The following is a 24326-nucleotide window of genomic DNA, read 5'->3' on the forward strand; positions in this document are numbered from 1 at the left end:
CCCCTCCACCCCTCACCTGGCCGTGACCCCGTTCGATTACAGTGACGGACGTCGTACGTACGGACGGTGCCCGGAGGCCTTGGGAGGACTTGGTGAGTACGGCATCAGGGGCCGTCTGGGGCCGTGCCGAGCAGCAGGACTTCCGCAGCCGGGTGCGGGGCACCCTGCTGGGGGCGGCCGTCGGGGACGCGCTCGGGACGCCCGTCGACGGGCACGGGAGCGAGGAGATACGGCAGGTCCTCGGGCCGGACGGGGTCGTCGACCTGGTCCCCGCCTTCGGGCGGCGCGGTGCCGTCACCCACCACACCCAGCTCACCCTGTTCACCGTGGACGGGCTCGTCCGGGCCCAGGTGCGGCGCGACACCGGCGCCTGGCATCCGCCGACCGATCTGCACCGGGCGTACTTGAGATGGGCGGCCACCCAGCGCGACTGGGGCCCGGACCTGCGCCGCAAGGACGACGGCTGGCTGGCCCGCGAGGAGTGGCTGTACGCCCGCCGGGAGCCGACCCGCCCGCTGCTCATGGGGCTCGGCGACGAGCGGATGGGCACGCTCGACGACCCCAAGAACCCGGCGGCCGACGGGCCCGAACCCGTCGCGCGTTCCGCCCCGTTCGGGCTGCTCGTCGGCTGGGAGCCGCAGCTCGTCGCCCAGCTCGCCGTGGAGTGCGCGGCCCAGACCCACGGGCACCCGGCGGCCTGCCTGTCGGCGGGCGCGTACGCCGTCACCGTGCACGCCCTGGCCCGGGGCGAGGAACTGGACGGCGCGGTGCAGCGGGCGCTCGCGCTGCTGGCGCCGCGGCCGGGGCACGAGCCCGTCTCGGAGGCGTTGCAGCGCGCGCTGGGCGCCGTACGGCAGGGGCTGCCGGGGCCGGCGCGGGTGGCGGAACTGGCGGGGGAGGGGCGGGCGCCGGGCGTGCTGTCCGCCGCCGTGTACTGCGCGCTCGTCGCGGAGGACGTCAGACACGGGCTGCGCCTCGCGGTCAACCAGGGCGGCCCGGCCGCTTCGACCGCCGCCCTCACCGGCGGACTGCTCGGCGCCCTGCACGGCGAGACGGCCCTCCCGCCGGCCTGGCTGGCCGAGCTGGAGGGCCGTCCCACGATCCTGGAACTCGCCGACGACTTCGCCATGGAGATGACCCAGGGCCCGGCCCTGCACAACCCGGCGGGCGCGTCACCGGGGTGGCTGGCCAGGTATCCGAGGGGCGGCTGAGGCGGTCCCGGGACCGGGGCGTGCTCAGTCCTTCGCGGGTGCCGGGACGGTGTCCCGCGGGCCGGGGACGGCCGCCGCCGCGCCCGAGGAGTCGTCGTCCGTGTTGATCTTCTCGATGATGGCGAGCCGCTCCGGGGTGTCCTCCGGCCGGACGAAGCCGACCAGGATGTAGAGGACGAGCGAGACCGCCAGCGGGATCGAGACCTGGTACTGGAGCGGGACACCGCCGTCGACGTTCCAGTTGATGGGGTAGTTGACCAGCCAGAAGGCGAGCAGACCCATCGACCAGCTGGTCAGCGCGGCGGTCGGGCCGGAGCGGCGGAAGGGGCGCAGCAGGCCCAGCATCATCGGGATGGCCATCGGGCCCATGAGCCCGGCGACCCACTTGATGACGACGGTGATGATGTCCTTGAAGGTGGGCGAGTTGACCTGGGTGGCGGCCGCCATGGACAGGCCGAGGAAGACGACCGTCGTCACGCGGGCCGCGATCAGGCCCGACCGCGCGTTCCACTCCCGTGCCCGGCGTGAGAGCACCGGTGCGCAGTCGCGGGTGAAGACGGAGGCGATGGCGTTGGCGTCGGAGGAGCACATCGCCATCGTGTGGGAGAAGAAGCCGACGACGACCAGGCCCAGCAGACCGTGCGGCAGGAGCTGTTCGGTCATCAGGCCGTAGGAGTCGGAGCCGTCCGGCTTCTGCGCGGTCACCAGCAGCGGGGACATCCACATCGGGAAGAACAGCACCACCGGCCAGACCAGCCAGAGCGCCGCCGACAGCCGGGCGGAGCGCTCGGCCTCGCGCGGGGTGGCCGTGGCCATGTACCGCTGGGCCTGGTTGAGCATGCCGCCGTTGTACTCGAAGAGCTTGATGAAGAGGAACGCGAGCAGGAAGACCGTGCCGTACGGGCCGACCAGCGGCTTGTCGTGGCCCTGGAGCGCCGGCTCGTCCCAGACGTCGAGGAACCCGATGCCCTTGTCGTTCAGCTTCAGCACGACGGCCACGAACATCGCGATGCCGGCCAGCAACTGGATGACGAACTGGCCGAGTTCGGTGAGCGCGTCGGCCCACAGACCGCCGATCGTGCAGTAGACGGCCGTGATGGCGCCGGTGATGAGGATGCCCTGGTTGAGGGAGACACCGGTGAACACGGACAGCAGGGTCGCGATGGCGGCCCACTTGGCGCCCACGTCCACGATCTTCAGCAGCATCCCGGACCAGGCGAGCGCCTGCTGGGTCTTGAGGTCGTAGCGGTTCTTCAGGTACTCGAGCGGGGAAGCGACGTGCAGGCGCGAGCGCAGCCGGTTGATGCGCGGCGCGAACAGTTTGGAGCCGATCGCGATGCCGAGGGCGATGGGGAAGGACCAGGTGACGAAGGAGGTGACGCCGTAGGTGTAGGCGATGCCCGCGTACCCGGTGAACATCACCGCGCTGTAGCCCGACATGTGGTGCGAGATCCCGGACAGCCACCAGGGCATCCTGCCGCCCGCGGTGAAGAAGTCGCTGACGTCGTCGACGCGCTTGTGCGACCAGACGCCGATGGCGACCATCACGCCGAAATAGCCGATGAGCACGGCCCAGTCGAGACCGTTCATGTGCGTCCTCCCAGGGTTCGGCCCGGCGCTCATCGTGGGCGCTGTCGCATGAACACGACAAGTAACCGTAAGGTCAAAGGGAGGTAAAGGTATTCGGCATGGTGGCTTGCGTTCATCTACGTGAACCGGCCGTCAGGGTGTCACCGCATCAGCTCCCCGGCGTTGACCAGCAGCGACTGCCCGGTGATCGCCCGCGCCCGGTCCGAGGCCAGAAACACCGCCGCGTCCGCCACGTCCCCGTCCGTGGCCAGCTCCGGCAACGCCATCCGCTCCGTCAGCCGGCCCAGCACCTCCACCTCCGGCACCCCCTCCGTGTGCGCCGTGAACTGCACGAACGCCTGCACCGGCGGCCCCCACATCCAGCCCGGCAGCACGGTGTTGACCCGGATCCGGTGCGGCCCGAGCTCCCGCGCCAGCGAGTACATGGCACTGGTCAGCGCACCCTTGGAGGCCGCGTACGCCGCCTGCCGCACCTGGGACGGGGCCGCCACCGCCGACTGCGTCCCGATGAACACGACCGACCCGCCCCGCACCTTGAGGCCGGGCAGACAGGCCCGGGTGATCCGCAGCGATCCCAGCAGGTTCACGTCGATGACCGACTGCCAGGTCGTGAAGTCCGCGTCCTCGAGTCCGCCGAAGTAGGAGTCCCAGGCGGCGACCTGCACCACCGCGTCGATCCCCCCGAACCGCTTCAGCGCCAGCCCCGCGAGCGCGTCGCACTGCCCCTCGTCGGTGATGTCGGTCGCCCGCCACGCGGTGTGCGTCCCGTCCGGATCGATCTCGGCCGCGCTCTTGGCGAGATGGGCCTCGGTCCGGGCGGCCAGCACGGCGTTCCCCCCGTCCCGTACGACCGCCGCGGCGACCTGGTGGCCCAGGCCCGCTCCCACCCCCGAGACGACGACCGTCCTGTCGGCGAGCAGTGACATCGGGACCTCCCTGACCCTGGCGCATTGTCTGACGGAGCGTCAGAGTATGGTCCGGCCGCCGAGGAAGGGGAAGACGCATGAGCGAGGAGACCCGCAGCGAGACGTACGCCGAACTGGCCGCCGTGGGACCGTACGGGGTCCGCCCCGGCCATGCCCTGATCACCATGGTCGAACCGCACCCGGGCCACGAGTACGCCTACAACCGCTGGTACGAGGACGACCACTACTACGCCGGCGCGATGGCCATGCCCTGGATGTACGCGGGACGGAGGTGGGTGGCGACCAGGGACCTGCAACTCCTGCGCTCCCCGGAGAAGTCCGCGATCGCCCAGCCCGTCACCGCGGGCTGCTACCTCTCCACCTACTGGATCACCGCCGGCCGCTACGACGACCACATGAAGTGGACGGTCGCGATCAACAAACGCCTCAACCGGGACGCCCGCGTCTACCAGGACCGCACCCATGTCTTCACGGCGTTCCAGGACCACGAGGCGACGGTCTACCGCGACGGCGCGGCGGGCCCCCGCGACCACCACGCCCTCGACCACCCCTACGCCGGCCTGGTGCTCGAAGTCATCGACAGCGACTCCCCCGAGCAGCGCGCCGAACTCCTGGAATGGCTGCGCGCCCGCCACCTGCCGAAGAGCCTGTCCGGCTCCCCGGCGGCCATGGTCACCGTCTTCCGCCCGACCCCCCTCCCCGGCGACCGCATGACGTACGTCAAACAGGTCGAGGGCGTCGACACCCGCCTGACCCTGCTGTGGTTCCTGGAGCGGGACCCCAGGGAGTGCTGGGAGGACCACTTCACGGGCCTGGAGGCGCAGATCACGGGATCGGGCCTGGGGAGACTGGAGCTACTGGCCCCGTTCATCCCGACGCTTCCGGGGACGGACCGCCATGTGGCGGACCTGAGGTGAGGTCGGTGCGTCTCGTCCGACGGTGAACGGGTGGCGGGTGGGCATAGGCCGGGGGTCCAGGGGGCGGAGCCCCCCGGTACGCCCGCACCGGCTCAGGGTGACTTCAACTCGTCGGGACACGGAGTGCCGCGCGGCAGCTGATACGGCGCCGCGAGCCGGTAGACCCCGGCCTTCGGCGCCAGCAGCACCGTCCACTTGTCGCCCTGCGCGTCCTCCTCCGTCTCGTACAGGCAGCCGTTCACGTTCGTGTAGGACTTCGGCTCGCCCTCGCCCCGGTGCTTGGACGCCTCCGTCTCCTGCGGCGCCTTCAGGCTCTTGCCCTCCGCGTCGACGACGCTCAGCCACGGCGAGTACGGGATCCGGATCAGCACCCGGCCCGCCTTCTCCACGTCGATCGTCATCTCGCCCTGCTCGGCCCGCTCCACCACCGCGTCGGGCTCGGCCATCGGCGCCGGATCGGTGACCTTGAACAGCTGCCAGTTGGCGTCGCCCCAGATCTGCTCCAGATACGGCAGCCCCCGCTGCACCAGCTCCCGCTCCCGCTCCCCGCCGTCCCCGTCCAGCGCCTCCTTGGGCACGACGACGTAGTGCACGGCCCACCGCTGGAGCCACTCGTGGTAGTTCGCGGAGTTGAGCGTGTCGTCGTAGAAGAGGGGATTGCGCTCCATGTCGGCCTGCCGGTTCCAGCCCCGCGCCAGGTTGACGTACGGGGCGAGCGCGGAGGCCTCGCGGTGGGAGCGGGCCGGGACGACCTCGACGCGGCCCTTCTCGGCGCCGACGCCCTGGAGCTCGTTGACGAGCGGCGCCAGCTCGCGCGCCCAGGAGGCCGCCGGGGTCGTCCGGATGACGTCGTCGACCGACTTGAAGCCGATCCAGCCGGCGAACCCGAGCGACGCGACGACGATGACGTACCACTTGCGGCTGCGCGGCACCGCGAACGGCAGCGCGGCCGCCAGCACCACACCCGAGAAGAGCATCGCGAGCCGGGTGATGTTCGACCCGATCTGGGAGCTGATCAGCCACACCCCCAGCACCCCGAGGCCGTACACCGCCGCCGTGATCCGCACGGTCTTCCAGTCGCGCGGGACGACGAAGAAGACGATCGCCGCATAGATGAACGGCAGCGACGCCGAGCCGATCGACATCGGCTGGGTGCCGGAGAAGGGGAACAGCCAGGCGGAGACGGCGACGACGGCGGTCGGGGCGAGCCCGAGGGCCCAGGCGCCGGGCCGCCGCTTCTGGAGGAACAGCGCCACGGCGACGATGCCCACGAACAGCCCCGCCACCGGCGATCCCATCGTGGCGAGCGCGGCGAGCGGGGCGGCGCACAGGGCCTTCGCCCAGCGTTTGTAGCGCCAGCGGTACGGCCAGCAGAACACGACGGCCACGGCGCCCAGCGCGAACATGTTGCCCAGGCCGAAGGTGACCCGGCCGGACGCGGCGTTGCAGAGCAGCGCGAAGACCCCGGCCAGCGCCGGCCACACCGGGTTCTTCACCGGGCGGCAGCGCAGCAGGACGAGCGTGAGCAGCCCCGCCGACAGGGTGCCGGCGATCATCATCGTCGTCCGGACACCGAAGACCGACATCAGATACGGCGAGATGACGCTGTACGACACCGGATGCATCCCGCCGTACCAGGCGAGGTTGTACGCGGAGTCGGGGTGCCGGCCGACGAACTCGGCCCAGGCGTCCTGCGCCGCGAGATCGCCGCCGCTGTTCGCGAACGTGAAGAACCAGATGAGGTGCAGGATCCCGGACAGCGCGGTGACGGAGAGCACCAGGTGCCGGCGGAGGAAGCCGCCGAGCCGGTCGAGCACGGCGCGCGGTCCCGTCCTGGCCGGGGCCGGGGCCGGGGTTGGGTCCTGGGCCGCGGTGGCCTCGGCCGAGGCCTTCGCCGGGGCCGTCATGGCGTCGTGCGGGTCATGGTCGTGGTCACCGGACTGGGGTGCCGGCAGCGTGATGCGCGGGCCGGTGTCCGGGCCCGGACCCGTGTCGTCGGCGCGTGTCGGCTCCGCAGTGGCCACCTGAAGGCACTCCCCGTGTCCCGTCTTCCGTTCTCGGCCGCGCCCTGTTCGCGTGTGCTTCACGGCAGCGTCGTCGCGACCGGCGACCTGTCCCGTTTCGCGACGCTAGCACGCACCCCGCCGGGCGGCTGCCCGGCGGGGTGGCGAGAGGGACGGACGCGGCCGACGGGTCGGCCGGGGCGGGTCAGCCGAGTCGCGTCAGCTTGTCCTGGAAGCCCGGCTCGACGAGATCGCTCTCCAGGGCCACGGGGACCTTCACCGCGCCGCCGGTGCCGTCCCCGACGGTGAGCGTGCCCACCTGGGTGCCGGCCTTCGCGGTGTGCGGCACCTCGTCGGCGGCGAACTCCAGCTTCACCGTCAGACCGGCCCAGCCGACCGCCGTGACGTCCTTGGTGACGACGACCGGGGTGTGGCCGCCGAGCTGGTCGTCCACGTACCCGACGACCTCACCCTTCTTGAGGATCTTCGCCGAGGCCAGTGCGTCCTCCGCGGCGGACAGGGCCGTCTTGCTGACCTCGTTGACCGTCTTGAGGATGGTCGGCTTGTGCTGGCCGAGGATCGCGCCGACGACGGTGACCGTCTCACCGCCGACCTCCTTGCGGGCGGCGAACAGGAGGTTGCCGCCGGCCGCGGTGGTGGAGCCGGTCTTGATGCCGATCGCGCCCATCCGGTAGGGGAGTTCGTTGTAGTTCGGCCAGTTGGTCCCGTAGGGGTCCGTCCAGCTGGCGGCGCTGGTGATCGTCACGAGCGCCGGGATCTCCACGACCGCGTTGCCGAGCTTCACCTGGTCCTCGGCGGTGGAGACGGTGGTCTCCTTCAGCCCGGAGGGGTCGGTGTACGTCGTGTTCGTCATCCCGAGCTCCTTGGCGGCGGCGTTCATCTTCTTGACGAACGCGGCCTCCGTGCCCCCGTCCCAACGGGCCAGCAGCCGGGCGATGTTGTTCGCGGACGGGATCATGACCGCCGAGAGGGCCTGCTGGAGGGTGAGCTTGTCGCCGGCCTTGACGCTGTTGAGGGTGGACTCGCCGCTCTGGTCGTAGCCGCCCTCCTTCTCGGCGGTGGCGTCGACGGTGATGCTCGGGCCGTTCTCGCCCGTCTTCAGGGGGTGGTCCTTGAGGACGACGTACGCGGTCATCGTCTTGGCCACCGAACCGATGGCGACGGGCGTCTGCTTGCCGAAGCTGTCCATCGTGCCGACGCCGACGCCGTCCATCCAGCCCTGGCCCTCGTCCGGCCAGGGCAGGGAGAGCTTGCCGCCCTCGAAGGTGTACGAGTCCTTCGCGGTGAGCGCCAGCGCGGTGGCCGGCAGCGGGCGGAAGGCCTGTACGACCGCAAACACGATCACCAGCAGGATGACCAGCGGCGTCCAGATCTTGACCCGTCGGCCGAGGGTGCGCAGGGGGGTCGGCGGGGGCGGCGGGGTGTTGGTCAGCTCCGCCAGCAGGTCGATCGGCGGCTTCGGCGGCAGTGGCTGCTGGGTCGTCCGCTCGGGGCCGATCTGGGGCACCAGCGCGGTGACGGCGGTGATGTCACCGGTCGCCTTCGGGGGGCGGGGCTCGTCGAGCGGCTTCAGCGCGACGAACCTGCTGGTCCGCTCGGCGGGCGGCGGGGTCCGGTCGCCGTCTCCCTCGGGCTCGTCCGCCTTCGGCTCGTCCGCCTTGGGCTTGAGGGCGCCGCCCAGCTTGAGCATGGTGGTCGGCTGGTCGACGGTGGGCTTGGGCCGGGGGGCCTTGAAGATGGCGGTGGGCTGGTCGACGAAGGGTGCGCCGGCCTTGTCGCCGCCGTCCTCCCCGTCCCCCTTGTCCCCCTTGCCTTCCTTGCCTTCGTCTTCCTTCTCGCCCCCGGACGCCCACTTGGGCACGGGCTTGCCGGAGGCGGCGGGTTCGTCGTCGTCCTCGGCGTGGTCGGATTCCGTACGGGGATCCGTCCGCAAGTCTGCCCCGGAGGTCACCGAAGTCGAGTCCTCCGGACCCTTCTCGTTGCCCTCCTCGGCGCCCTCGGAGCTCTCCGAGGCGTCGTCCGCGTCCTCGCGCCCCTCGGTGGCGTCCTCCGCGTCCTCGCGCCCCTCGACCGCGTCCGGGTCGGCCTCGGTGTCCTCGGGACCCTCAGAAGGGCTCTCAGCGCTCCCCTCGGCGTCGCCCGCGCCTTCGGCCCCGCCGGCCTCCGCGACGGCGTCCTCGGGCTCAGGGCGAGCGGGACGAGCGTCCTCGGGCTCCGGGCGAGCGTCTTCCGGCTCGGGACGAGCGTCCTCCGGCTCCTCGGACGCCTTCTGGGCCTCCGGACGGGCGTCCTCGGGCTCGGGGTGAGCGTCCTCGGGCTCCGCGACGGCGTCCTCGGGCTCCGGGCGAGCGGGACGAGCGTCCTCCGGCTCCTCGGGCGCCTCCTGGGCCTCAGGACGGGCGTCCTCGGGCTCGGGGTGAGCGTCCTCGGCCGCCGGACGGGCGTCCTCGGGCTCCGGGCGCGCATCCTTCGGCTCCTCGGGCTCCTTCGGCTCCGGGCGCGCGTCCTCCGGTTCCTTCGGCTCCTCGGGCCGTTCGGGTTCCTCGATCTCCAGTTCGCGTACGGAGAGAACCCGTGTCGCCGTGTCGACGCCGCCCCGCGAGGCCGTGGAGGCCGCCGGGGCCCCGTTCTCCCGGGCCACCGCCATTCGCGGATCGCGTGCCTCGGGAACCGTACCCGCGCTCCCCGACGTCGGTTCCGCCGACGACTCGCGCTGCTTCGACCTGTCGGGGGACTCGCCCGCCACCGATGCCTCCTTGTGCCTGTCGAACCGTGAACGCCCGCCCCGGACCCGCCTCGGGGCGTTGTCCGAACCATGTACCAGTGTCCTGTGTAGAGGGCTTGGCTCCTGCGGTAGACGAGAACGACATACCTACTGGTTCCACTACAAACAGGTCACGCACCCTCGACAGACCAATGTGAGAGGGGTCACCCTGTCATTCATCCACGCGGGGAGGCATGGATGGGCAGGAGCCGCAGAACGATTCCGGAAGAGCTTCTTCTGCTGGCGTTGGACCCGACCACGGGTACCACCGCACAGCCGCAGTCGCTCGACCTTGGTCTGGCCGGAGCACAGCTAGTGGAGCTGGCGCTGGCCGGGCGGATAGCCCCTGACGGGGATCGTATCGCCGTGGTGTCCCCACGGCCGACAGGAGATCCGACACTGGACTGCGCACTGGAGTTGCTGCGAAGGCGTGGCGCCCCGGTCCGTGCCGTCCACTGGATCGGCGGGCCGCGTCTCGGGCTGCGCCAGACCTACCTCTCGCATCTGGAGCGGTGCGGCATGGTGCATGCCGTGGCGGGTCAGATGTGCGGGGTGCTGCCGACCACTCGCTACCAGGCGACGGACACCGAGATCAGCCGGGAGATCAAGGCCCGGCTGGACTCCGCGATCCGCACCGGCGTACCGCCGGACCCGCGGACCGCGGCGCTCGCCGCACTGGCGCACGCGGTCGGTCTCGGCAAGCACCTGTACCCGGGGAACGAGGGACGCTCGTCCCGCTCCCGGCTGCGGGACCTGATCAGGCACGACCCCATGGGCGGTCTCGTCGCGCACGCCGTGATGGACGTCCAGAACGGTGCGGCGGCCCAGCCGCGCCGCAACCCGGCGGCCCCGGCCGGCCCCGGCCGGCCCGCCGGACCGGGCGGACGGCCCGTACCGGAACCCGCCCGTGGAGTTCCGGCACAGCCGCGCCGCGGTCCCATGGCGCGTGTCGTGGCCCACTGAGCCGCAGTTCCACGACACACCCGGCACGACCCGTAACGCCCGTATCACCCGTATGACCCGTTCGGGAGCCGCCGCGGCCCGCGCGGGGTGGTGAGGCCGTACGTCCGTCGCGACGTACGGCACCGCCGCCCCGCGCGGACGCATGTCCGGGGCGTGCCGGGCGTGTTGTGCGGGACGTGATCCGAACCGGCGTGCAGCGGCCGCATATCCACCGTTTTCCAGCGGTAAGAAGCACCTTGGTGGCAGTCTGCTGAACAGCAGATACGCAAAGTGTCAACGACAGGCATGCAGCCGGAGGTGCGCGTCCCGTGACGTCCAATGTCAATCCCACGGTCAGGCGACGCCGGTTGGGTCAGGAGCTGCGCCGACTCCGTGAGGAGAAGGGCATGACGGCCGAACAGGTCGCCGAGCGCCTGCTGGTGTCCCAGTCGAAGATCAGTCGTCTGGAGAACGGCCGGCGCAGCATCAGCCAGCGTGATGTGCGCGACCTCTGCGGAGTCTACGAGGTCGAGGACCAGCGCATGGTGGAATCGCTGATGGAAATGGCGAAGGACTCCCGCCAGCAGGGCTGGTGGCATGCCTTCGGGGACATTCCGTACAGCGTGTACATCGGTCTGGAGACGGACGCGGAGTCGCTGCGGGTGTACGAACCCCAGACCGTCACCGGCCTGTTGCAGACCCGCGCGTACGCCGAGGCCATCATCCGCGGCGCGTTGCCGGAGCGGCCGGAGGCCGAGGTCGACAAACGGGTGCAGGTGCGGCTGCGGCGGCAGGAACGAATCACCACCGAGGACGGGCCGTTGCGGCTCTGGGTGGTGCTGGACGAGGCGGCCCTGCGCCGGGTCGTCGGCAGCCGGCTGGTGATGCGCGAGCAACTGGAGCATCTCGCCGAGCTGTCGAGGCTTCCGCATGTCACCGTGCAGGTGCTGCCGTTCGAGGTCGGCGCGCATCCCGGCCTCAACGGCCAGTACACGATCCTGGAGTTCGCCGACGCCTCCGACTCCAGCGTGGTCTACATCGAGGGCGTGACGAGCGACCTCTACCTGGAGAAGGCGTACGACGTCCAGCAGTACTCGGTGATGTACGAGCACCTGCGGGCGCAGGCGCTGAACGTGGAGCACTCGCGCCGTGTCATCGACGACCTGGCGAAGGATTACGCGCGATGAAAATCCTCCCGGAACGAGCTTTCCGGGGTGCGGCGGGGGATAGTACACCGCTGACACGCTCGACTGGAAGACTCACCTGGAATATGCCATTCGACCGAGTGAATGACTCCTCCGATTAGCGGGGTTGGCGAGTAGCGTCGATCACGCCAACGATCACCGACGTTGGCGCAAAACCGTGACTCGCCAACTGGCTTAACGGAGCAACCAATGGCAATTCGTCTGGGCGCCACGGAAACGTGGACGACGTCCTCCTACACCAACGGCAACGGCGCCTGTGTGATGGTCAGGTCGACCGTCACCGAGTCGCTGGAGCTCGGGGACACCAAGATCCCCGAGGGCCCCAAGCTGGCCTTCCCGGCCGGCGCGTGGAACGCCTTCGTGGCGTCGGTGAAGGAGTAGGGCGAGGAACGTTCCCCGCACCGCACACCGGTACCACCTCGACCATCGCACAGCCACCGACAGAGCCCTCTCGACAAGATCGCCGTCCTTGCCGAGGGGGCTCGGCCTGTGCCGGCCGGGTCCTCGCCGGCCGGGTCCTCGGCGTCAGGCCCGCCGGACCGGGAACGCCACGTCGCACACCGGGTCCTCGGGGCCCGCGGCGTCCCAGTCGGCGAAGTAGATCTCACGGCACGGGCCGTCGTACTCCCAGCCCCATCGCCTCATCCATGCCTCCACCGCCTCGAACGCGGCGATGATCTGCGGATGGGCGACCTGCGCCTTGCTGATCCGGGTGGACGCCAGCCGCCGGGCCGGCTCCACCTTCACCTCGATCCGCCGGGACCGCCCCTGGGCGGCCGCCCAGGCCCGGGCCGCCGCCTCGTCGGCGACCGGCACACAGGACTCCGCGGGTCCGTCGCTCTCCATGGACACCTCGGCGTGGTACGCCACGAACGGCGCGCCGGTGCTGCCGCCGCACACGCCCGCCGCCTCCTCCAGCCGGCCCAGGGCGGCGGGGATCCAGGTGGGCAGCTCGTCCGCCAGCACATGACGGGTCTCGGTGATGATCACCTGCTCGGGCAGGTCGACGATCTCGACCTCGAACTTCTCGTACATCTCGGAGCTCCTCCCCGACAGTCGTCCACGGAGGTACTCGGCGAGCGTGCGCCGGGCGGCGAACCGGGCCTCGGCCTCGTCCCAGTAGGCGGCGAGCAGGTCCGCGCCCTCGGCGCCACCGGTCTCGACCACCTCGGCGATCCGGGCCAGCGGCATGTCGAGCTGCCGCAGCATCGCCACCAGCCGGGCCCGGTCCACCTGGCCGGCCCGGTAGTAGCGGTAGCCGCTGGCCTCGTCGACCCGCGCCGGGGCCAGCAGGCCCAGCCGGTCGTACAGACGCAGCGCCCTGGCCGTGAGCCGGGCCCGCGCGGCGAACGCGCCGATGGTCAGCAGTTCGTCGTCGTCGCGTACGTTCACCTGGTCATCCTCCGTCACCGGACGGTCTGCTCCGCCCGGCGACGAGGAGACTCCGCCTTGCCCCAGGGACAAGGTCAAGCTTGGCCGCCCTCTAGGCCAGCCGTGCCTCGATCGCGGTGACGATCTCGTCGGACTCCGGCTCGGTCTGCGGCGAGAAGCGGGCCACGACCGCGCCGTCCCGGCCGACGAGGAACTTCTCGAAGTTCCAGCGGATGTCACCCGTGTGGCCCTCCGCGTCCGCGAAGCCGACCAGCCGCTCGTACAGGGGGTGCCGGCCCTCGCCGTTCACCTCGACCTTCTCGGTCAGCGGGAACGTCACGCCGTACGTCGCCGAGCAGAACTCCGCGATCTCCTCGGCGCTGCCGGGCTCCTGCCCGAGGAACTGGTTGCAGGGCACGCCGAGCACGGTGAAGCCCTGCGCGGCGTACCGCTCCTGGAGCTTCTCCAGCCCGTTGTACTGCGGGGTCAGACCACACTTGGAGGCCACGTTCACGATCAGGACGACCTGTCCCGAGTACTCCGAGAGCTGCGCGGACCCACCCTTGAGGGCGCCGATCTCGACATCGAGGGGGGAGGAAACGGCATCAGTAGTCATGGGGCGGATGCTAGCCCCGCCCGGTGAACCCGGCTTCAACCGGGGGCGCTCTCCTGTTGCGTCTCCTTCGCCGCCCCGGCCAGTACCTCCCCCGCCGCCGTCCGCGCGTACAGCACCGACCGCCCCGCCCGCCTGCGCTCCACCAGCCCGGCGTCCCGCAGCACCCGCAGATGCCGGCCCACCGAGCCCAGCCCCTGCCCGGTCAGCGCGACCAGCTGGGTGGTGCTCAGCGCCCCCTGCCCCAGCAGCACCAGCACCGCCGCCCGTCCCGGCCCCAGCAGCGCGCCGAGCGCCGCCGGCACCGGCCGCCTCCGGTGGTCCCCGGCCAGCGGCCCCGCGCACGGGTACACCACCGCGTACCGCTCCCGCTCCTCCCACGACACCCACCCGGCCCTCGGGGTGACCGGCACGAACACCAGCTCCGCACCGGAGATCTCCCGGGGCGGGTACTCATGGGCGTTCACCTGGAACCGGCTCTCCCCGAGCCACCGCGTCCCCGGCCGCAGCGAGTCCAGCACCGCCGCCCAGCCGCCCCGGCTGACCTGCGCCGTCCGCGCGACCACGTCCGCCTCCAGCACATGCCGCCGACGCTCCCAGGACGGCCGTACCGCCGTCTCCCACACATACTCCAGCAGCGCCGCCGCCCGCTCCGGCAGATCGTCGCGGTCCAGGGCGGCGGGCGGCGGACCGCCGACTGAGAGCCGCAGATGCGCGCGGGCCTCGGCGGGATCCGCCGCCCGCACCCGCGCCACCCCCTCCTCGAAGCTCTCGCCGTCGCGCGGGGTCGGCGTGAGGAAGTCGGCGATCCAGCTCCGCCCCAGCCCCGAGCGGATCAGCAGCCCGGTGACCGGGTCCGCGGCCAGCTCCGCCCGGTAGGCGGGCAGATGGGCCCGCAGCCAGTCCTGCTCGCCGGGGTGGGCGCCCACCCCCCACTGGAGCAGCTTCAGGCTCGCGAAGGTCTCGGCGAGCGGCGAGAGCACGAACCGGCTGCGGGCCAGCGTGTCGGCGTTCACCTGCCACCAGCCCACCGCGAACCTCCCTGTGGCGTACGACGTTTCGCGCGCCGACTGCGCCGACTGCGCCGACTGCGCCGACTGCGCCGACGTTTCGCGCGACCGCGAAACAATAACCACCCTCCTGCGGGCCGCCCGAGACTCCCGCCATGACCGGCTACCGACAGCTCTTCCGCAGCCCGGAGTTCACCCCACTCTTCCTCTCCTCCGCCGCCCACACCGCCGCCCAGACACTGAGCGGACTCGCCCTGGGCACCCTCGTCTTCCAGGCCACCGACTCGCCGCTGCTGTCGGCGGTGAGCATGTTCGGTCCCTCGCTCGCCCAGGCGGCCGGCGCGACCCTGCTGCTCTCGGGCGCCGACCGGCTGGCCCCGCGGGCCACCCTGATCGGCCTGTCCCTCGCCTTCGCCGTCACCACGGCCGCCGTCGCCCTGCCCGGCCTCCCGGTCCCGGCCGTCCTCGCGGTCGTCCTCCTGGCGGGCCTGATCGCCTCGCTCGGCGGCGGTGTCCGCTGGGGCCTGCTGCACGAGATCCTCGGCGGAAACGGGACGTATCTGCCGGGGCGGGCGCTCTTCAACGTCATGAGCGGGCTGACGCAGGTCACCGGGTACGCCGTCGGCGGCGCCCTGGTCACCGCCCTCGCCCCCCGTCCCGTGCTGCTGCTCGCCGCCCTGCTCCACGTCGTCGCCGCGGCCGTCGCCCGGCTCGGCCTGACCGTCCGGCCGCCGCGCGCCACGGGCCGCCCCTCGGTCGCCGCGACCCTGCGCACCAACGCCGTCCTGTGGTCCTCGCGGCCCCGCCGCCTCACCTACCTCGGCCTGTGGGTCCCCAACGGCCTGGTCGTCGGCTGCGAGGCGCTGTTCGTGCCGTACGCCCCCGCTGCGGCGGGCACGCTCTTCGCGTGCGCGGCGCTGGGGATGCTGGTGGGCGATGTGACGGTCGGCCGGTTCGTCCCGCCGAAGGTGCGGGGCCGGCTCGCCACGCCACTGCTGCTCCTGCTGGCCACCCCCTATCTCCTCTTCGTCCTGCGGCCCGCCCTGCCCGTCGCCGCCGTCTGCGCGGCCCTCGCCTCGGTGGGCTTCGGCGCGAGCCTGGTCCAGCAGGAGCGTCTGATGGCCCTCACCCCGGCCGAGCTCGGAGGGCAGGCGCTGGGACTGCACTCCGCCGGGATGGGGACCCTTCAGGGGGTGGGCGCGGCGCTGGCGGGCGCGGTCGCCCAGCTCACCTCCGCGGCCACCGCGATGACGGTGATGGCGCTGATGTCGCTGGCGGTGACGGTGTCGCTGGCCCTGGCGGGCCGGGCGCGGGTGCGGGAGCGGGTGCGGGTGTGAGGGCGTCCGCGGGTGCGTCGTGGCGCGTCGCGCCGTTCCCCGCGCCCCTCAGGGTGTTGCCGTCGCCGTTGCTTCAGGCGGGTTCCGTGGCGGACACGGGGGAGACGGTCACCGTGTCGTCGCACTCGGCGAACTGTCCGTCGTCCAGCGCGACCTGGTGCCTGCCCGAGCCCGGCAGACCGACGACCAGCGTCGGGTACGCCACCGGGTCCGCGCCGGACGCGCAGAAGCCGTCGGCCTCGCCCTGCACCTGGACGAACGTCAGCTTCACCCATGCCGTGCCGCCCGGCCCCACGGTCACCGGCCGGGCGCTGCCGCTCGGGGTCGCCTTCAGCGGGCGGTTGCGGTCGGGGGAGCCGTTGCCCGCGCCCGCGACCGTGGGGTGGCCCTGGAGGACACAGGGGTTCTCGGAGGCGTTGGTGAACGCGACGACCGCCGCGCCGGTCCCGGTGCCGTCGGGGCGCTCTGCGGCCTGCCGGGCGGTCACCTCCAGGCTCCCGGCCGGGCAGGCGCCCACGGAGCCCGTCCTGGGAGCTGTGGTGGTCGGGGCGTTCTCCACGTTGTGCTTCTCGTCGGGCCCGCAGCCGCTCACCGCCAGCGCGGCCGAGGCCGCGATCACCGCCCACGCCGTCCCGCGCACGCCGTACCGCATACCGTCCCCCTGTGCCCGTCGGTCCGGGGCCGGTCCGTACCGGCCCGCACGGACCTCAGACGGCGGGGTGGGGCGCGGGGTTCGACGGTGTGACGAACCGTGACCTTTCGGTGACGATCCGTACGTGGCGATGGCCCTCCTGCGGGAAGGCGGGCGGTCCGGCGGGCAGGATGCCGTCGAGGACGTAACCCGTCTTCTCGGCGACCCGGCAGGACGCGTCGTTGTCCACCTGGTGGACGAGTTCGAGTCGGCTCAGGCCGGCCGGCGCGAAGGCGGCGCAGGCCCAGTCGGTGAGGGCGCGCAGGGCGCGGGGCGCGACGCCCCGCCCGCGCGCGGGGGCGGCGGTCCAGTAGCCCACCTCGGCGGTGGGGGCGCCGGGGCCGGCCGTCTTCAGGACCGCCTGGCCGACCAGCGGCCCGCCCGGACGGCCGCCGTCCTCCGGGCCGGCGTCCTCCGGGCCGGCGCCCTCCTCGGTCACGGCGAAGCAGAACCGGGTGCCCGCCGCCCAGCCCTCCTGCTGGGCGGCGATCCAGCGTGCCGCTTCCGCCTCGTCGTCCACCCGGTGGCTGGTCCAGCGGCGCAGCACGGGGTCCCGCAGCGCCTCGACCAGTGCGGGGGCGTCCGTCGGGCGCCAAGGGCGCAGGGTGAGGGCGGGGGCGCCGGGGCGCGCGACGGCGCGCAGGACGACCGGGTGGGGTGGCATCGGGCGATCGTACGCCGTGCCCTCAGGCGAGCAGCCGGCGCTTCTGCTCCTCGAACTCGGCCTCGCTGAGGATGCCCTGGGACTTCAGATCGCCGAGCTGCTTGAGCTGGTCGATCTTGTTGGTCATCTCGTCCGCCTGGGACGGCGGCGGGGGCGGCGGCGCGGGCTGCTGGTAGGCCTGCGGCTGCTGGTAGGGCTGCTGTTCCTCGGCCTGGGCGGCCCAGCGGCCCTGCTGACGGCGTGACACTCGGTTGGAGACCGCGGTCGCCGTTCCCGCCACCACCGCGGTGCGGGCGACTCCGCGCAGAAGACCAGGCATGGCGATCCCCTTCTCGTCCGGGACGGTCACTCCATTGCAGCACGCTCTGTCCTGATCTGCCGGGTTCCGGAATCCGTGGCAGCCTGATGCTGTGTGTTCGCCGAAGCGAAGGAGCTCGACATGGCCACGCAGGGCAGAGGAATGACGGACACCACGGCTCGCGGGGGAATGGCCGTGTCCGGCTGGATGCTGTTCGCCGCGATCATGATGGTGTTCGGCGGCGTCATGGCGATATTCGAGGGAATAGCCGCCATAGCCGAGGACGACGTGTTCGTCACGACGCGGAACTACACCTTCCAGTGGAGCCTCACCGGCTGGGGCTGGATGCACCTCGTGCTCGGCATCGTGGTCACCCTGGCGGGCATCGCTCTGTTCAGCGGGGCCCTGTGGGCCCGGCTCGTCGGCATCGTGCTGGTCGGACTGTCCATGATCGCCAACTTCGCCTGGCTGCCCTGGTACCCGTTCTGGGCGGTCATGCTGATCGTCATCGACGGCTTCGTGCTGTGGGCGCTGTGCGTCGGGCCGAGCCGGGACACCACCCGGACGACCTGACCCACCGGGTCGGCTCCCCCCGGTCCTCCCGTCTCCACCCGGCCTTGCGCCGTTCGGCCCCGGCGGTCACCCGCACGTGCCGCCGGGGCCCGCGTCACCGGGCCCCGAGGGTGCGCCGGTGTTTTCGTGGGGTGTGGAATTCCCCGGCCACCGGGGTGCACCCCTAGGGAGACATCAGTGGAGACGAGCAGCGGCAGCCCGGGAATCCAGCCGATCGCCTTTCCCTTGCTGAAAGGCCAGAAAGCACTCGTCACGGGTGCGAATTCCGGCATCGGCAGGGCGACCGCCGTGGCGCTCGGGCGGGTGGGCGCCGACGTCGTCGTGAACTACGTCTCCGGCCGGGACGCGGCCGAGGAGGTGGTCCGCGAGATCGAGGGCTTCGGGGTCCGCGCGTACGCGCACGAGGCGGACGTCTCCCAGGAGGACCAGGTCGTCGACATGGTCGCCTCGATGGTCAGGGAGTTCGGGACCATCGACGTCATGGTCGCCAACGCGGGCCTGCAACGGGACGCCCCCATCACCGACATGACCATGGACCAGTGGCACAAGGTGCTGGACGTCAACCTCACCGGCCAGTTCCTGTGCGCCCGCGAGGCCACCAAGGAGTTCCTGCGGCGCGGAGTCGTCCCCGAGGTCTCCCGGTCCGCCGGGAAGATCATCTGCATGAGTTCGGTGCACCAGCTCATCCCCTGGGCCGGGCACGTGAACTACGCCTCGTCCAAGGGCGGGGTGCTGATGCTGATGGCGACCCTCTCGCAGGAGCTCGCCCCCCACCGGATCCGGGTCAACGCCGTCGCCCCCGGCGCGATCCGCACCCCCATCAACCGCAGCGCCTGGGACACCCCGGAGGCCGAGGAGGCCCTGCTGCGGCTGATCCCCTACCGCCGGGTCGGCGACCCCGACGACATCGCCAACACGGTCGCCGTCCTCGCCTCCGACCTGCTCGACTACGTCGTCGGCACCACGATCTACGTAGACGGCGGCATGACGCTGTTCCCCGGCTTCGCCACCGGCGGCTGACATCGACGCCGTCCACGCCGCCGGGGTCCTCGCGGCCGGCACCCCGCCCCAACTGCTGCCCGCGCGCGAGCTGATGGCCTTCACCCTGGCCACCCACATCCTGCTCGTGCCCTTCGGTGTCGCCCTGCCCTTCCTCACCCTGCTGATGCACCACCGCGGGCTGCGCAAGGGCGACGAGGCCGCGCTGCGCCTCGCCCGCCGCTGGTCGGCGGTGATGGCCGTGCAGTTCGCCATCGGCATCGTCACCGGCACCGTGCTGTCCTTCGAGTTCGGGCTGCTGTGGCCCGGCATGATGGGCCGCTGGGGAGACGTCTTCGGGCTGGCCTTCGGCATCGAGGGCTGGGCCTTCTTCCTCGAGGCCGTCCTGATCGCCCTCTACCTGTACGGCTGGCGCACGCTGCGCCCCTGGCCGCACTTCTGGGTCGGCGTCCCGCTGTGCGCGTCCGCCCTGCTCGGGGCGTTCGGGATCATCGCCGCGAACTCCTGGATGAACACCCCCCGCGGTTTCACCCTCGGCGCGTCCGGCGACCCCGTCTCCGTCGACGTACGGCGGGCGATCTTCACTCCTCTCTTCGGCCCCGAGTACTGGCACTTCCTGGGCGCCGCCTATCTGACCGCCGCGTACTGCGTGGCCGGTGTCTACGCGGTCGGCCGGCTGCGCGGCCGCCGGGACCGCTACCACCGGCTGGGCTTCACCGTGCCGTTCACGGTCGCCGCGATCCTCACCCCGGTCCAGTTCGTGCTGGGCGACTCGCTGGCCCGGGCGGTCTTCCACCAGCAGCCGGTGAAGTTCTCCGCGATGGAGATCGTCTGGACGACCGGCACCCATGTGCCCGAGTACATGTTCGGGATCCTGCACTCCGACGGGACCGTCTCCGGCGGCATCAAGATCCCCCAACTGGACTCGATCCTGGCCGGTTTCAGTCCCTCCACCAAGGTGCAGGGTCTCACCGCGGTCGCCGCCGACACCCGCCCGACGGTCACTCAGGCCACCCTCGTGCACTGGGCGTTCGACATCATGGTGACCCTCGGCAGCCTGCTGATCCTGCTCGCCCTCTGGTACGGCTGGATCTGGTTCCGGCGGCGCGACCTGCCCCGCTCGCGCTGGTTCTACCGGTGCGCCGCCGTCGCCGGCGTGGCCTGCCTGGTGTGCGTGGAGTGCGGCTGGATCACCACCGAGGTGGGCCGCCAGCCGTGGATCGTGTACGAGCACATGCGGGTGTCGGAGGCGGTCACCGGCACGCACGCCTACGGACTGTGGACGATGTTCGGGACCGTGGTCGTCGTCTACGTCTGCGCGTTCGCCGCGTTCCTGACCGTCGTCCGCCGGATGAGCGCCCGCTGGCAGGCGGCCGACGCGGCCGGGGACGCCGTACCGGAGGGGCCGGAGAGCGAGATCCCCTACGGGCCGCGGGCGATGTCGGGCGCCGGGGACGGCGCACCGGGGTCCGCGCACGGGGACGGGGACCGGACGTGAGCATCGAGAGCGTCATCGCCTGGGTGCTGCTGATCCTGGTCGCCGCCTACGCCTGCGCCGGGGGCACCGACTACGGCGCCGGGTTCTGGGACCTGATGGCCGGGGGCGCCGAGCGCGGGAGACGGCCCCGGTGGCTCGTCGACCACGCGATGGCGCCCGTGTGGGAGGCCAACAACGTCTGGCTGATCTTCATCCTGGTCGTCATGTGGACCGGCTTCCCGGTCCTGTTCCAGACCGTCTTCTCCGCGATGTGGCTCCCGCTGGCCCTGGCCGCGGTGGGCCTGGTGCTGCGCGGCGCCGGGTTCGCCCTGCGCAAGCCCACCCGGCGGCTCGCCGGACGCCGGGTGTACGGCGCCGTGTTCGCCGTCGCCTCCCTGCTGACGCCGTTCTTCCTCGGCGCGGTCGTCGGCGGCCTCGCCACCGGCCGGGTCGCCCCCGGGACCCCGGCCTCGGCCGACGCCTGGTCCAACAAGACGTCCGTGATCGCGGGCCTGCTGACCGTCGCGGCGACCGCGTACCTCGGCGCCGTCAACCTCACCGCCGACGCCCGCCGCTTCGGACAGACCCCGCTCGTCGGCTACTTCCGGCTGCGCGCCTGGGCGAGCCTCGGCGCGATCGCCGTCCTGGCGTGCGTCGGCCTCGGCATCACCCACGACGACGCCCGGTACGTGTACGACGGGCTCACCGGCGGAACCGGGCTGCTCCTGGTGATCCTGGCGGCCTGCTGCGCGCTCGCCACCGCCGCACTGCTCCACTTCACGGCCACCGGCTGGGCCCGGCTCACCGCGGCCGCCTCGGTCGCCCTCGTCGTCCTCGCCTGGGGGACCGCCCAGCGGCCGTACCTCATCCCGACCTCGCTGACCGTCTCCGAGGGGGCCGGTGTCCCGACCACCCTGCGCTGGCTCGCCCTGGTCACGCTGATCGCGGTGGTGCTCGTCGGACCGCCCCTGGTGCTGCTCTACCGCCTCGACACCAAGGGTGCCCTCCAGCCCCTCACCGACGCCGACCTGCGCCGGGCGGCACCGGGCGGCGACGGCCCGGAGGGGCCCGCGTGAGCGGCGCCGCCGACACCGGGATTCATACGACTGGTCCTGTCCCGGATGACGTGGACGGCGGGGCGCGGCAGCCTGACGGAAGAGAGCCCGACGACCGGAGCCCGACGACCTTCCGCAGGGCTTCCCGCACAGACGAGGACCCGTCGCCATGATCTGTCACAGTCGCGCCGGCCGGCGGGCCGCAGCCGTCGTTCTCCTGCTCGCCGTCGCGGGTTGTACGGGGCATTCCGCCGTGGGCACGATCGAGTACACGACCCCGGAGAAGCGGGTGGTGCAGATCCAGAGCCCCTCCCGCGACGGCTGCCATCCGCTGCCCGGCGGCGCCCACCACGTCACCAACCACACGGACGACGACATCCGGCTGTACAGCAACACGGACTGCGAGCTGACGACGGCCGGGAACGACCAGAGCGGCCGGATCGGCGGCGAGGCCTTCTACCTCGGCACGCAGCTGTCCGTCGAGTACACGGACGGCCAGTCCCCGTGGCTGAGCTACTCCGTCGTCGGCGGGGGCGGCTGAGGGCTGAGGGGGCCGGGCGGCGGGCGGCGGGGCGCTTCCCCGCGCACCGCCCGCGCGCGCGTGGAACCCCGGAATCAGGTGGCGGCCTCGGCGGCTTCGAGGGACGCGAGGACGGCCTGGACGTTCAGCCGTCCGGAGGCGACCAGCTGGGCGCCGCCGCGCCGCAGGGCCGAGGCGAACGGCGCCGCCCACAGGTTCTCGTAGACGAGCAGCCCCGCGGAGTTGCCCGGCTCCACCGCCGCGGCCGCCTCCTCCAGGTCGTCCTGGCCGAGCACACCGGAGTGGACGCCCTCGAAGACGGTGAGGTCCAGTTCCCCGTCACCGGTGAGATCGGCGATCTCCAGGACGGTCACCGAGCCGTCCTCGTCCTTCCTGATGAACATCAGGTCCAGGATCCGGACGATGCCGCGGTCCACCAGATCGACCAGCAGCGGGAAGGCCTCACCCGTCATGCGGTTGCCGGGGAACTCCACGACCAGGTAGTCGATGGGTCCCATCTCCTCGATTTGCTCGCTCACGGCGGTCACCTCTGGTGCTCGGGGGTCCCCCGACAGCCATTGCAACACCGGACCCGGACCGTCGCACCCGCTGCCCGGGTCACCCGGCCGGCCGCCTCCCGGCCCGCCCGGTCACCCCACCGGCCCCTCCCGGCTCGCCCGCCGGACCCGTCAGGGATCTCCTCGGAGGCATGACAGGCAGCGACACACCGCCACCGGAGCGGCCGCCGGACCGCGCCCAGGAGCGTGAGATCGAGGAACTGCACCGCCGGGTGCGGGAACTGGAGAGCGCCCGGCACGAGCCCAAGCACCGGCTGCGCGCACTCGGCTCCACCCTGCTGATCATCCTGGCGTCCCTGCTGGCCCTGCTCGCCGTGGTCGCGGTCTGGGCGAACAGCATCGTGCGCGACACCGACCGCTATGTCGCGACGGTGGCGCCGCTCGCCTCGAACCCGGACGTCCAGAAGGCCGTCACCACCCGCGTCACCGACGCCGTCATCAAACAGATCGACGTGGACGGGCTGGTCAAGCAGCTCAGCGACGCGGCGGCGGAGAAGGGCGTGCCGCCCAGGATCGCCGGTCTGGTGAACAACCTCGACGGCCCCATCACCAGCGGTCTGAAGGACCTGATCAGCGGCACCGTGATGCGCGTGGTGTCCAGCCCCGCCTTCGAGACGGCCTGGAAGAACGCCAACCGCCGGGCCCACGCGGCCGTCGACAAGGCGCTGACGGGTAGTTCCGACAGCGTCGTACAGCTGAAGGACGACGAGGTCGCCATCGACGTCGGTCCCATCGTCGCCGAGGTGAAGGACCGGCTGGTCGCGTCGGGACTGACCGTGGCGTCGAAGATCCCGGCCGTCCACACCGACTTCGTGGTGGTCCAGGGCAAGGACATCGGCAAAGTCAAGACGTACATGCGGATCCTGGAGATCGTCGGCAACTGGCTGCCGGTCATCGCGGTGCTGGTCGCCGCCGCGGGCGTGTTCGTGGCCGCCCACCGGCGACGGGCGCTGATCGGGGCCGCGATCGGCTTCTTCCTCGCCATGGTGCTGCTGGGCGTCGCCCTCACCGTCTTCCGCGCGGTGTACCTCGACCATCTGCCGCCGGGCACGAACGAGGGCGCGGCGGGCGCGATCTACGACGCGCTGGTGCGGTTCCTGCGCTCCAGCGTCCGGGCGGTCGGGGCGCTGGCCGTGGTCACGGCGATCGGCGCGTTCTTCGTCGGACCCTCCCGGCCGGCCGTCTTCACCCGGCACTTCTTCACCAAGGGCATCGGCGCGGGCCGGGACGTGGCCGTCTCGGCGGGGCTGCGGCTCGGCCCGGTGGGCCGGTTCGTGCACCGCTTCAAGAAGTGGATCGGGGTGGTGATCCTCGCGGTGGCCGCGATCGTCCTGTTCACCTGGAGCTATCCGACCATGGCGGTGGTGATCTGGACGGCCGTGATCGTGCTGGCCGCCTTCGGCATCCGCGAGTTCCTGGACGCCGGTGACACCGCTGACACCGGTGACACGGGGGAGACCAAGGACACCGGGAGGACCGGAGACACCGGGGGCGGCGGGCCGGAGGGCGCTCCGCGGCCGGCCTGACGGCAGGGCTCTGGGTGCGCGCGGCCGGACGGGGG

23 protein-coding genes are annotated in these 24326 nt (G+C 72.0%); 12 read left to right on the plus strand and 11 right to left on the minus strand.

Annotated elements, in window-relative coordinates; translation table 11 throughout:
* The first annotated feature begins 92 nt into the window (after positions 1-92).
* Positions 93-1211 carry an ADP-ribosylglycohydrolase family protein gene (locus tag ABZ490_RS07840; RefSeq protein ID WP_358985834.1) on the plus strand — a complete coding sequence of 373 codons (1119 nt, stop codon included), beginning with the start codon at positions 93-95 and terminating at the stop codon, positions 1209-1211.
* Between the two features lie 24 nt (positions 1212-1235).
* On the opposite strand, the gene ABZ490_RS07845 is transcribed toward ABZ490_RS07840, so the two are convergent.
* Positions 1236-2801, minus strand: a complete 1566-nt coding sequence (locus tag ABZ490_RS07845; RefSeq protein ID WP_358985836.1) for a sodium:solute symporter family protein — start codon at positions 2799-2801, stop codon at positions 1236-1238.
* Between the two features lie 140 nt (positions 2802-2941).
* Positions 2942-3727, minus strand: coding sequence for an SDR family oxidoreductase (locus ABZ490_RS07850; RefSeq protein ID WP_358985839.1), 786 nt, complete (start codon positions 3725-3727; stop codon positions 2942-2944).
* A gap of 77 nt (positions 3728-3804) precedes the next feature.
* Here ABZ490_RS07850 and ABZ490_RS07855 point away from each other — a divergent pair, with 77 nt between their 5' ends.
* A complete protein-coding gene (locus ABZ490_RS07855) occupies positions 3805-4644 on the plus strand; it encodes a hypothetical protein (RefSeq protein ID WP_358985842.1) in 840 nt (279 codons plus the stop codon).
* 92 nt (positions 4645-4736) lie between these two features.
* Here the strand turns inward: ABZ490_RS07855 and ABZ490_RS07860 are convergent, their stop codons facing one another.
* Entirely contained in the window at positions 4737-6668 is a 1932-nt protein-coding gene (locus ABZ490_RS07860; RefSeq protein ID WP_358985845.1) for an MFS transporter, read from the minus strand.
* A 184-nt stretch (positions 6669-6852) separates the two neighbouring features.
* Complete coding sequence (locus ABZ490_RS07865; protein ID WP_358985848.1) at positions 6853-9414, minus strand: serine hydrolase; 2562 nt, start codon at positions 9412-9414, stop codon at positions 6853-6855.
* A gap of 216 nt (positions 9415-9630) precedes the next feature.
* Between ABZ490_RS07865 and ABZ490_RS07870 the strand changes: the two genes are divergently transcribed.
* From ABZ490_RS07870 to ABZ490_RS07880, 3 genes are all read left to right on the plus strand, one after another.
* Positions 9631-10395 (plus strand): GPP34 family phosphoprotein, encoded by a 765-nt coding sequence (locus ABZ490_RS07870; RefSeq protein ID WP_358985851.1) that lies wholly within the window; start codon positions 9631-9633, stop codon positions 10393-10395.
* Between the two features lie 308 nt (positions 10396-10703).
* Positions 10704-11561, plus strand: coding sequence for a helix-turn-helix transcriptional regulator (locus tag ABZ490_RS07875; RefSeq protein ID WP_055633127.1), 858 nt, complete (start codon positions 10704-10706; stop codon positions 11559-11561).
* A 207-nt stretch (positions 11562-11768) separates the two neighbouring features.
* Positions 11769-11960: a DUF397 domain-containing protein gene (locus ABZ490_RS07880; RefSeq protein WP_358985856.1), complete on the plus strand. Its 192-nt coding sequence runs from the start codon at positions 11769-11771 to the stop codon at positions 11958-11960.
* Positions 11961-12104: 144 nt separating this feature from the next.
* Here the strand turns inward: ABZ490_RS07880 and ABZ490_RS07885 are convergent, their stop codons facing one another.
* From ABZ490_RS07885 to ABZ490_RS07895, 3 genes are all read right to left on the minus strand, one after another.
* Positions 12105-12989, minus strand: coding sequence for a MerR family transcriptional regulator (locus ABZ490_RS07885; protein WP_358985859.1), 885 nt, complete (start codon positions 12987-12989; stop codon positions 12105-12107).
* A gap of 73 nt (positions 12990-13062) precedes the next feature.
* A complete protein-coding gene (locus ABZ490_RS07890) occupies positions 13063-13566 on the minus strand; it encodes a glutathione peroxidase (RefSeq protein WP_358985862.1) in 504 nt (167 codons plus the stop codon).
* A 35-nt stretch (positions 13567-13601) separates the two neighbouring features.
* Positions 13602-14594, minus strand: a complete 993-nt coding sequence (locus ABZ490_RS07895) for an ArsR family transcriptional regulator (RefSeq protein ID WP_358985865.1) — start codon at positions 14592-14594, stop codon at positions 13602-13604.
* Between the two features lie 134 nt (positions 14595-14728).
* On the opposite strand from ABZ490_RS07895, the gene ABZ490_RS07900 reads away from it, so the two are divergent.
* Complete coding sequence (locus ABZ490_RS07900; protein WP_358985868.1) at positions 14729-15910, plus strand: MFS transporter; 1182 nt, start codon at positions 14729-14731, stop codon at positions 15908-15910.
* 73 nt (positions 15911-15983) lie between these two features.
* On the opposite strand, the gene ABZ490_RS07905 is transcribed toward ABZ490_RS07900, so the two are convergent.
* The 3 genes from ABZ490_RS07905 to ABZ490_RS07915 are packed head-to-tail and all read right to left on the minus strand — an operon-like array spanning position 15984 to position 17584.
* Positions 15984-16562 carry a DUF4232 domain-containing protein gene (locus tag ABZ490_RS07905; protein WP_358985871.1) on the minus strand — a complete coding sequence of 193 codons (579 nt, stop codon included), beginning with the start codon at positions 16560-16562 and terminating at the stop codon, positions 15984-15986.
* A gap of 55 nt (positions 16563-16617) precedes the next feature.
* The gene (locus ABZ490_RS07910) at positions 16618-17265 is read right to left on the minus strand and encodes a GNAT family N-acetyltransferase (protein WP_358985874.1); all 648 of its coding nucleotides are present in this window, start codon (positions 17263-17265) and stop codon (positions 16618-16620) included.
* Between the two features lie 22 nt (positions 17266-17287).
* Positions 17288-17584 (minus strand): SHOCT domain-containing protein, encoded by a 297-nt coding sequence (locus tag ABZ490_RS07915; protein WP_358985877.1) that lies wholly within the window; start codon positions 17582-17584, stop codon positions 17288-17290.
* A gap of 120 nt (positions 17585-17704) precedes the next feature.
* Between ABZ490_RS07915 and ABZ490_RS07920 the strand changes: the two genes are divergently transcribed.
* The 5 genes from ABZ490_RS07920 to ABZ490_RS07940 all read left to right on the plus strand — a co-directional run bounded on the left by ABZ490_RS07920 (position 17705) and on the right by ABZ490_RS07940 (position 22208).
* Positions 17705-18136 (plus strand): hypothetical protein, encoded by a 432-nt coding sequence (locus ABZ490_RS07920; protein WP_358985880.1) that lies wholly within the window; start codon positions 17705-17707, stop codon positions 18134-18136.
* A gap of 177 nt (positions 18137-18313) precedes the next feature.
* Positions 18314-19156, plus strand: coding sequence for an SDR family oxidoreductase (locus ABZ490_RS07925; protein ID WP_358985883.1), 843 nt, complete (start codon positions 18314-18316; stop codon positions 19154-19156).
* Between the two features lie 73 nt (positions 19157-19229).
* Positions 19230-20633, plus strand: a complete 1404-nt coding sequence (locus tag ABZ490_RS07930) for a cytochrome ubiquinol oxidase subunit I (protein WP_358985886.1) — start codon at positions 19230-19232, stop codon at positions 20631-20633.
* A complete protein-coding gene (locus ABZ490_RS07935) occupies positions 20630-21688 on the plus strand; it encodes a cytochrome d ubiquinol oxidase subunit II (RefSeq protein ID WP_358985889.1) in 1059 nt (352 codons plus the stop codon). Before ABZ490_RS07930 ends, ABZ490_RS07935 begins: the two co-directional genes overlap by 4 nt.
* A gap of 148 nt (positions 21689-21836) precedes the next feature.
* Entirely contained in the window at positions 21837-22208 is a 372-nt protein-coding gene (locus tag ABZ490_RS07940) for a hypothetical protein (protein ID WP_358985892.1), read from the plus strand.
* Positions 22209-22282: 74 nt separating this feature from the next.
* Here ABZ490_RS07940 and ABZ490_RS07945 read toward each other — a convergent pair whose 3' ends face one another.
* Positions 22283-22726, minus strand: a complete 444-nt coding sequence (locus ABZ490_RS07945; RefSeq protein WP_358985895.1) for a DUF6325 family protein — start codon at positions 22724-22726, stop codon at positions 22283-22285.
* Positions 22727-22896: 170 nt separating this feature from the next.
* Between ABZ490_RS07945 and ABZ490_RS07950 the strand changes: the two genes are divergently transcribed.
* Positions 22897-24291, plus strand: a complete 1395-nt coding sequence (locus ABZ490_RS07950; protein ID WP_358985898.1) for a hypothetical protein — start codon at positions 22897-22899, stop codon at positions 24289-24291.
* Positions 24292-24326: the final 35 nt, after the last annotated feature.

This window comes from Streptomyces sp. NPDC005811 (genome assembly GCF_040630405.1).
Lineage (GTDB): Bacteria > Actinomycetota > Actinomycetes > Streptomycetales > Streptomycetaceae > Streptomyces.